The following is an 8,897-nucleotide window of genomic DNA, read 5'->3' as shown; positions in this document are numbered from 1 at the left end:
GTTTCGAGATTCGCCCTGGATGTACGCCATAAGAAAATGCCCCGCATCTTTCGATGCGGGGCATTTTCTTAGATCTGAGGCAGGTTGGCTAGGTTTTCACACAGTCTGCACTAATTAGACCGCGCGCGCCTGTAGGACCGGCTTCAGCCGGGAAGCCGTTGCCGTTGCCGTTGCCGTTGCCGTTGCCGTTGCTTTTGATCTTCCTACGCAGGAAGTCCAGACGACACCCATCGCGACTTGGGTGCGGGCTGAACGGAGGTTTCGCGGAGTGGGCCGAGCCGCATGGATGCGGCGAGAGCTGCCCCCCGCCATGGATGGCGGATGGCAGCGGGCCCACGGAGCGGGACCGGAGTGAAGGAACCCGACGAAGTCGGGCCCAACCAGGAGCAGGCACTTTTGCTTACTTTTGGTGCTTTTCAAAAGTAAGTCGCCGAAGGCGAAACAGTCTGCCCCCAGGCAGACGCTTTTGACCTTAAGAGCGGATTACCAGCGAAACGCAACGGTCCCCAGCACTGTCCGCTCTTCGCCCCAATAACACCGACCCGCATTATTGCAGCCGCTCACATACTCCTTATCGAACAGATTCTTCGCATTCACATCCACCGACCAATGCTTATCGATGTCATACCCCACCAACGCATCCACCAGCGTCACATCACCCGTCTTCAACTTCCCGTACAGCGTCGGCGCGGTATACGCGAACGTATTATCGAAATAACGCACCCCGCCACCCACGCGGAAACCACTCATCGGACCGTCGAGGAAGCGATAGGTCGCCCACGTACTCGCCTGATTACGCGGTATGCCGGTCAACTGATGATCCTCGTACAACGACCCCGGACTGTCCTTCGTCACCCGCGCATCGGTGTAGGTATACGACGCCGTGAGGCTCAGGTTCTTCGTCACGTCACTGTTGACCTCCAGCTCCACGCCCTTCGACTCGCTCTTGCCGATCTGACGGCTGAAGCCATTCGAACCGGAAATCACGTCGTGGGTCTTGGTCAGGTCAAACACCGCCGCGCTGAACGTCGTGTTCCAGCCAGCCGGCTCGTACTTCAGGCCCATCTCGTACTGCTCGCTGAGAATCGGATCGAGCAACTCGCCGTTCGGTTGCGACGACTGCTGCACCGGCGTGAACGCCGTCGAGTAACTCACGTACGGCGAAATACCGTTCTCGAACTGGTACATCAAACCCGTCTGCCAGCTGAAACGATGATCCCAGCCGTCCAGATCCGACGCGCCACTGGTGGTGCCGGCGCGGTTGCGGTATTGGCTGTTGACGAAGTCCTGACGACCGCCCAACAGGTAAATCCAGTTGTTGTACTTGCTCTGCAACTGGCCGTACGCGCCGTACATCTGCTGGTCCAGCTGCGAGTTCTGAACCGTCGCGAGCATGCGCGGGTTACCCGACGGGAACACCGGGTTGAAGGCGTTGTAGGTACCGCCGTTGCCGGCCGCCCAGTCCTGGTTGAACGAAGTGCGGTCGTAGCTCGCGCCCAGCAGCACGGTGTTGTCCAGCGCGCCGGAGGTGAAGTGGCCTTCGAACTGGTTGTCCAGCGAGTAGGTGATCGACTTGTTGTCGCGGTCGTAGGCGGTGCTGGTCAACGTACTGCCGAAGCCGGCGTTGTTCAGGCTGTTCGGCCAGGTCTCGTGACGGTCCAGACGCGATTCCATGAAGCGCGAGTTCTGGCGGAACTGCCAGGTGTCGTTGAGCTGGTGCTTGAACTCGTAACCCAGGGTCCAGGTTTCGCGCTCGAAGTCGTCCCAGTTCGGGTTGCCGTTGAATTGGTCCTTGCCGATCTTGCCGTTGACGTTGTTCAGCAAGGTGCCCGCAGCGGGGTAGCCGAGCAGCAGCTTGGTGCGGTCGCGCTGGTAGGACGAAAGCAGGGTCAGCGCGGTGTCTTCGTCGAAGTTGAAGGTCATCGACGGCGCGATGTAAATGCGGTCGTCCGGTACCGAATCGACCTGGGTGTCGGCGTTGCGACCGAGCATGACCACGCGGCCGAGGATGCGGTTGTCGTCGGTCAGCGGACCGGAGACGTCGAGGGACAGTTGCCGGCGGTTGTTGCTGCCGTAGGTGAATTTCGCTTCGCCCTGGGCGGTTTCGGTCGGGCGCTTGCTGACCAGGTTGACCAGCCCGCCCGGCGCGTTTTCGCCGTAGAGGATCGAGCTCGGGCCACGGAACACTTCGGTGCGTTCCAGGCCATAGGGTTCGGTGGTGGTGTCGTAGCGGTTGCCTTGCAGACGCAGGCCGTCCTTGAGCAGGCCGTAGCCGTAGTCGGTGGCGTTGTAGCCGCGAATGGAGAACAAGTCACCGGCCAGTGCGTCGCCGACCGCAAACGGTGGGGCGAAGATGCCGGGGACGTAACCGAGGATGTCGGTCAGGGTTTGCGAGCCTTGATCCTGAATGCGCTGGCGTGTCACCACTGACACCGAGCGCGGGGTTTCCGACAGCGGTGTGCTGGTCTTGGTGCCCGCCGTGCTGTTCTTCACCTGATAGCCGACGGTTTCCTGCCCTTCGGGCGCTTCACCGCTGACCACCGAATTCTGCAGTTCGATAGTGGCGCCCTGCACGGCCTTGGCCGGGGCATCCGCCGCCCATGCCGCGCCGTGACAGGCGACCGTTGCGACGAACGCTGCCAAGGCATTGACCTTGAAGTGACCCTTGTTATTGCTCGCCATCCGAACTCCCCCTCCCTTTTAAATCACACGGGGCAACGCCCCAAAATTGACCGCTTATGTCAAAAAAGCGTGAAAATGTAACAAAGAACGTTTCTCATTACCATTCTTATTGTAAAAAAAGGGCGAAGGGCCATCGCTGGTCCTACGCCCTGTTTCAACGCTGTTAGAACAAGGGTTTAACGCTGTTTGACGGCGGCTGAAACGGCGGCGGCAAAGATGTCGGCGATCTGGTCGATCTGCGCGGCGGTGACGATCAGCGGCGGCAGGAAACGAATGACCGACGAGTGCCGCCCGCCCACTTCGATGATCAGCCCGCGTTGCAGGCACTCACGCTGGACGGTCGAGGCCAGCGCGCCGCTGTGGGGGAAGTGGCCGAGGGCGTCGGGGCGGCCGTCGAGGTCGACCATTTCCACGCCGAGCATCAGGCCCATGCCGCGCACATCGCCCATCTGCGGAAAGTCTTTCTGCAGCGAACGCAGGTGGCCAATCAGACGCTCGCCCATGGTAGCGGCGTGCAGGTCCAGTTGCTGTTCACGGACGATACGCAGGGTTGTCGAGCCGGCCACCATCGCCAGCTGATTACCCCGGAAAGTGCCGGCATGGGAGCCCGGTTTCCATACGTCCAGGGACTTGTTGTAGACCACCACTGCCATGGGCTGGCTGCCGCCGATGGCTTTGGACAGCACCAGCACGTCCGGCACGATGCCCGCGTGTTCGAAGGCAAACGGCTTGCCGGTACGGCCGACGCCACACTGGATTTCGTCGAGAATCAGCGGCACGCCGGCGTCGCGGGTGATGCGGCGGATTTCCCGCAGCCAGTTCGCCGAGGTCGGCACCACGCCGCCCTCCCCCTGCAGGGTTTCCAGAATCATCCCGGCCGGCGGCAACACGCCGCTTTCCGGGTCGGTGAGCTGGTTCTCGATGTAATGCAGGCCGATGCGCTCGCCGGCTTCGCCGCCGACGCCGAACGGGCAGCGGTAGTCATACGGAAACGGCAGGAACTGCGCGCCGCCGGCCATGCCGTCCAGATAGGTCTTCGGCCCGAGGTTGCCCATCAGCGCCAGCGCGCCCTGGGTCATGCCGTGATAGGCGCCGTGGTAGGCCATCAGGTTGCTGCGTCCGGTGGCGGTGCGCACCAGTTTCAGCGCCGCTTCCACCGCATCGGTCCCGGCCGGCCCGCAGAACTGAATGCGCGCGTCCTTGGCGAATTCCGCCGGCAACAGGGCGAAAAGTTCGTTGATGAAATCGTCCTTGGCTTCGGTCATCAGGTCCAGGGTGTGCAGCGGCCGCTGGCCGTCGAGGGTGGCGCGCATGGCCTGGATCACTTCGGGGTGGTTATGCCCCAGCGCCAGGGTGCCGGCGCCGGCCAGGCAATCGATGAACCAGCGCCCTTCGCTGTCCTGCACGTGAATGCCCTGGGCGCGCTTGAGTTCCAGGGGGATGCGCCGCGGGTAGCTGCGGGCGTTGGATTCCACGGCGGCCTGCCGCTCCAGTCGCGGGGTCGGCGCAAAGCGGTAGTCGGCGTTCGCCACTGCGGCGTCCGGGCTGCTCGACAGCGCCTCGCTGTGGCGGGCGGCAATCGGCGTCACGTTGTGTTGGCTATGCATGTTCGTGCTCCTGGAAATCGTGGGAATGGGGGCGTTCGTTGACCTGCGCGAGGGCCTCGGCAAGTTGAGTGATGAACGGCTGATCACGGACGATCGAAAGGTGGTCGGCGTCGATCCAGGCTGAAACCTGCAAGCGAACACCCATGCCCTGCTCCAGAAGAGCCGGTGCGTTATCGTTATTTTCCGGCGAGCGCTCGGCCCACCAGGCGTAGACCGGCACGCTGAGGGCGTGGATCTGGCGGCATTGATTGGCCAACTGGCGCATGTGCCGCTCGACGCCGAGCAACTGTTGCCAGTGGGCGTCGGCTTCCAGGCCTTCATCGCCGTCAACAGCTTCAAGCGCCGCGCTTTCCGGCACGGCAGGACGCGGCTGACCGGCGCCCGGCACGTAGCCGTCGATCAGGCCGACGAACTCGACGCGCTTGCCGAGTCGGGTCAGCAGTCGGGCCATTTCCAGGACCATGGTCCCGCCCATGGACCAGCCGATCAGCCGGTACGTACCGGACGGCTGCTGTTCGAGCAGCGCCTTGACGTAGTCCCGGGCCATTTGCTCGATGGCACTGTCGCGCCACTGGCCGTCCAGCACCTGACGGTTCTGAATGCCCCAGACGTCCCACTGCGCAGACAGCCGCCGGGCCAGCGCGTAGTAGCCGACCACCGTGCCACTGACTGGGTGCACGCAGAACACCGGCGGCTTGTCGCTGGCGCCGCTGCTCAGACGAATCAATGGATTCGGCGCACCGTCGCGGTTGACCGGCAGGTTTTGCGGCGCAGTCGATTGCGGCGCAGCAGGTTGTGCCGACGGCAGGCTTTCCAGCAACGCGACCAATGCGTCGCGATAGGCCGTTTGCAGGCGTTCGATGGTCTGGCGCAGGTAACGCTGACCGCTGAAACGGAAGGTCAGCCCCAATTGCCCGGCGAAGACCTGGCCGTTGATTTCCAGCTCGCGATTCAGCGGCGTGGAGGGGTCGACCAGCGCCCCGGCCGACACCTTCGACGGCGAGAAGCGGCCATCGCCCAAGTCCTGATCGAACTGACCGAGGTAGTTGAACACCACCTTGGGTTCCGGCAGCGCGGCCAGTGCCTGACGCGCCGAATCGTCGCCCAGATAGCGCAGCAGTCCGAAGCCGACGCCCTTGTCCGGCAAACCCCGCAGGCTGTCGCGCACGCCGATCAGGGTCTGGCGGATGTCGTTTGCAGCACGCACCCGCAGCGGGAACAGGCTGGTGAACCAACCCACCGTGCGACCGACATCCAGACCGTCAACCAGCGCCTCACGGCCATGGCCTTCCAACGCGATGAGGGTGTCGGACTGGCCAGTCCAGCCCTTCAGCGCTACGGCGAGCACCGCCAACAGAATTTCATCGGTGCGCGCCGCCAGTGCCGCCGGGGCTTCACGCAGCAGACGACGGGTCAGCCCGGCGTCCAGCAGCAGTTCGCACTGCTCAAGGTCCTGTTGCGTGGCGCGGCCTTCAGGGTGGTCCACCGGCCAGACCGGCTCGGTGCTGCCGACCTGCTCCCGCCACTGGCCCACTTCGGTTTGGCGCTCAGGCGCTCGTGCCGCATCGACCAGATGCCGAGCCCAGCGCTGGAAGCTGCTGGATTTCGGCCCGAGATCGACCGCACTGCCCGAAGCGATCTGCGCGTAAGCCCGCGCCAGATCCTCCAGCAGCACCCGCCACGACACGCCATCGACCACCAAGTGATGGGCGACCAGCAACAGCTTTTGCCCTTCCGGCATCTGCGCCAGCACCACGCGCAACAGCGGACCGTCATGCAGGTCGAGGCTGCGCTGGGCCTGTTCGCACAGCACAGTCATGGCCTGATCATCGGCCACGTCACGCAGCCAGAGGCTGTCGGCGGCAGGTGTCGCTCGATACTGCTGCTGCCAGCGCCCGTCGGCATGCTGCTGGAAACTCAGGTTGAGGCCGTCGTGATGACCCAGCAGCGCGGCCAGCGCCTGGCTCAACAGCGCCGGTTCCAGCGGACGCTGCACGTCCAGCAACAGCGCCTGATTGAAGTGCGCGCGGTTGGCCATCGGCTGCTCGAAGAAGTGCGCCTGAATCGGCGTCAACGGCAGCTCGCCCATCGGCGCGTCTTCGATCAACAGCACTGCGCTGGCCTCGATGACCGTCAGGCGCAGGGCCAGATCCTTGAGCCGCGGATGGCTGAACACGTCCTTCGGCAGAAGCTTGAAACCGACCTGACGCAGACGGGTGATGACCGCCAGCGACTGGATTGAATCGCCGCCCAGCTCGAAGAAGCTGTCCTGGCGACTGATGCTTTCAACGCCCAGCAATTGCTGCCAGACCCGCGCCAGCTCGACTTCGCGCTCACCTTCCGGCGCTTCGAAGGCCTGACTGCCGACCTGCGGATCAGGCAGCGCGTTGCGGTCCAGCTTGCCGTTGGGCAGCTGCGGCAGGCGCGCCATGACCACGATGTGCGCCGGCACCATGTATTCAGGCAGGGTGTTTTTCAGCTGATTCTTCAGGCTGTCTTCAGATAAATCGTTGCCACCGACATAGCCCAGCAACTGCTTGCCGTTGCCTTTGTCGCGCACGATCACCAGCGCCTCGCGCACACCGTCGCAAGCCTTGAGGGCTGCTTCGATTTCACCGGCTTCGATGCGGAAGCCGCGGATCTTGATCTGATGGTCGATGCGGCCGAGGTATTCCAGCAGCCCTTCGCTGTTCAGGCGCACGCGGTCCCCACTGCGGTAAATGCGTTCGCCAGCGCGGAACGGGTGCGGCAGGAAGCGTTCAGCGGTTGCGCCGGGACGGTCCAGATAACCCCGCGCCACCGCGCCGCCGAGGTACAGCTCACCGGCAATGCCCTGGGGCAGCGGGTTCAGATCCGCGTCCATCACGTAGCCCTGACGATCGCCGACCAGATCACCAATCGGCGCGTAGGCGGTGGTGAAGTCGGCGGTCTCGGCGGAGGCCAGCCAGAGCGTCGGCGTGACAACGGTTTCCGTCGGGCCGTAGCCGTTGATGATCCACAGCGGCTGCAGATTGCGAATCACGTCGTGGAGCATTTCGCGGCTGAAGGCTTCACCGGCGAAGCAGTAGGTTTTCACCCCAGGCCCCTTGCCCTGCACGCCGGCCCAGTCGGACAGCTGACGCAGGTAGCTCGGCGGGAACGAGGCCACGGTGATGCCTTCGCGAATCAGCGTGTCGTAGGTCTGCTCGACGCTCCACAATTCCTGGTCGCGCAACACCACACGGGCGCCGTAACACAGCGGCATCATCCAGCCTTCGTGGGCGCCGTCGAAGCTGATCGACAGGAAGTGGAACTTGCGGTCCTCCGGCGTGAAGCGGTAACGCTCGCCGATGGTCTGGATGTGCATCGAGATGTCGGCGTGGGCGATAGCCGCACCCTTTGGCTTGCCGGTCGAACCCGAGGTGTAAATCAGGTAGGCCAGTTGCTGCGGGTGAATCACCACCTCGGGCGCCGACACCGGCTCGGACGAGCAATCCAGCTCATCGATATTCAACAGCGGCACGTCGCCCACCGGCACGCGATCCAGCGCTGCACCGTGGCTGATCAGCAGCTTCACCCCGCCGTCTTCGAGCATGTAGCGCAGGCGCTCGGTCGGGTAATCCGGGTCGAGCGGAATGTAAGCACCACCGGCTTTCAATACGGCATAGAACGCCAGCCACAGATCAATCCCCCGCTCCATCGCGATTGCCACCCGCACTTCGGTGCCGATGCCCCGGGCGCGCAAGGCGTGGGCCAGTTGATTGGAGCGGCGGTCGAACTCGGCAAACGTCAGGCGCTGTTCGCCGTGGACCAGCGCGATGGCGTCGGGCCGAATACGCGCGTGGTCGGCAATCAGCTCATGAATCGGCCGATCGACGTAAGGCGAGAACGGCGGCGTGTTCCATTGATCCAGCGCGGCCAGGTCGGTCTCGCCGAGCAACGGCAGGTCGCCGATGGCGGCATTGGGTTGCGCGCAGATTGCCCGCAGCAACGTGACCAGTTGCTCGAACAAACGCGCCACGGTCGAGGCGTCGAACAGGTCGGTGGCGTAATCGAGGTAGCCGCTGATGCGGCCGTCGCGGTGTTCGAAGGTGCCGAGGACCAGATCGAACTGCGCGCCCTTGATGTCCCACTGGCGCGCTTCGCAGCTCAGTCCGTCGAACTGCAGCAGCGACAGATCCGGCTGTTGCTGGTGGTTGTAGCTGACCTGGAACAGCGGGTTGACGCTCAGGCTGCGCGCCGGTTGCAGGGCTTCCACCAGTTGCTCGAACGGCAGGTCCTGATGGGCGTGGGCGCCGAGCAGGTTGTCCTTGACCTGGGCCAGCAGCGCGTTGAACGGCTGGTCGCCGCTGACCTGGGCGCGCAGCACCAGGGTGTTGACGAAGAAGCCGATCAGGCCCTGGGTCTGCACCTCGGCACGCCCCGCCACCGGCACACCGATGCGCAAATCGCGCTGGCCGCTGAGGCGATAAAGCAGCGTGTCGAACGAGGCCAGGAACAGCATGAACAGCGTGGCGTCGTGGGCTTTGGCGGTCTGGCGCAGCGTCTCGGCCAGATCCTGCGGCAGCACGAAGGCATGGCGCCCGCCTTTGCCGTCGCGCTCGGCGGGACGCGAACGGTCCGCCGGCA

Annotated in this window: 3 protein-coding genes (1 of these 3 cut by a window edge); all 3 read right to left on the bottom strand. The window is 64.0% G+C overall.

Features of this window, described 5'->3' with window-relative positions; translation table 11 throughout:
* Nucleotides 1-483: 483 nt before the first annotated feature.
* Nucleotides 484-2,682: a TonB-dependent siderophore receptor gene (locus QWI20_RS26240; protein ID WP_369307878.1), complete on the bottom strand. Its 2,199-nt coding sequence runs from the start codon at nucleotides 2,680-2,682 to the stop codon at nucleotides 484-486.
* 176 nt (nucleotides 2,683-2,858) lie between these two features.
* Entirely contained in the window at nucleotides 2,859-4,289 is a 1,431-nt protein-coding gene (locus tag QWI20_RS26235) for an aspartate aminotransferase family protein (protein ID WP_369307877.1), read from the bottom strand.
* On the bottom strand, nucleotides 4,282-8,897 hold the 3' end of the coding sequence (locus tag QWI20_RS26230) for a non-ribosomal peptide synthase/polyketide synthase (protein WP_369307875.1). The gene runs 11,572 nt beyond the window's last position; only the last 4,616 of its 16,188 coding nucleotides appear in the window; its start codon lies beyond the right edge, outside the window — the gene reads right to left on this strand; the stop codon is at nucleotides 4,282-4,284. The genes QWI20_RS26235 and QWI20_RS26230 overlap by 8 nt, the downstream gene beginning before the upstream one ends.

The sequence above is a fragment of the Pseudomonas sp. W2-17 genome (genome assembly GCF_041060445.1).
GTDB lineage: Bacteria > Pseudomonadota > Gammaproteobacteria > Pseudomonadales > Pseudomonadaceae > Aquipseudomonas.
Note: the sequence above shows the minus strand (reverse complement) of the source record. Positions and strands in the feature narration are given on the sequence as shown.

Excerpts from the sequence above, each read along its gene's own strand:
- QWI20_RS26240 (WP_369307878.1), bottom strand. The coding sequence starts at position 2,682 with ATGGCGAGCAATAACAAGGGTCACTTCAAGGTCAATGCCTTGGCAGCG.
- QWI20_RS26235 (WP_369307877.1), bottom strand. The coding sequence starts at position 4,289 with ATGCATAGCCAACACAACGTGACGCCGATTGCCGCCCGCCACAGCGAG.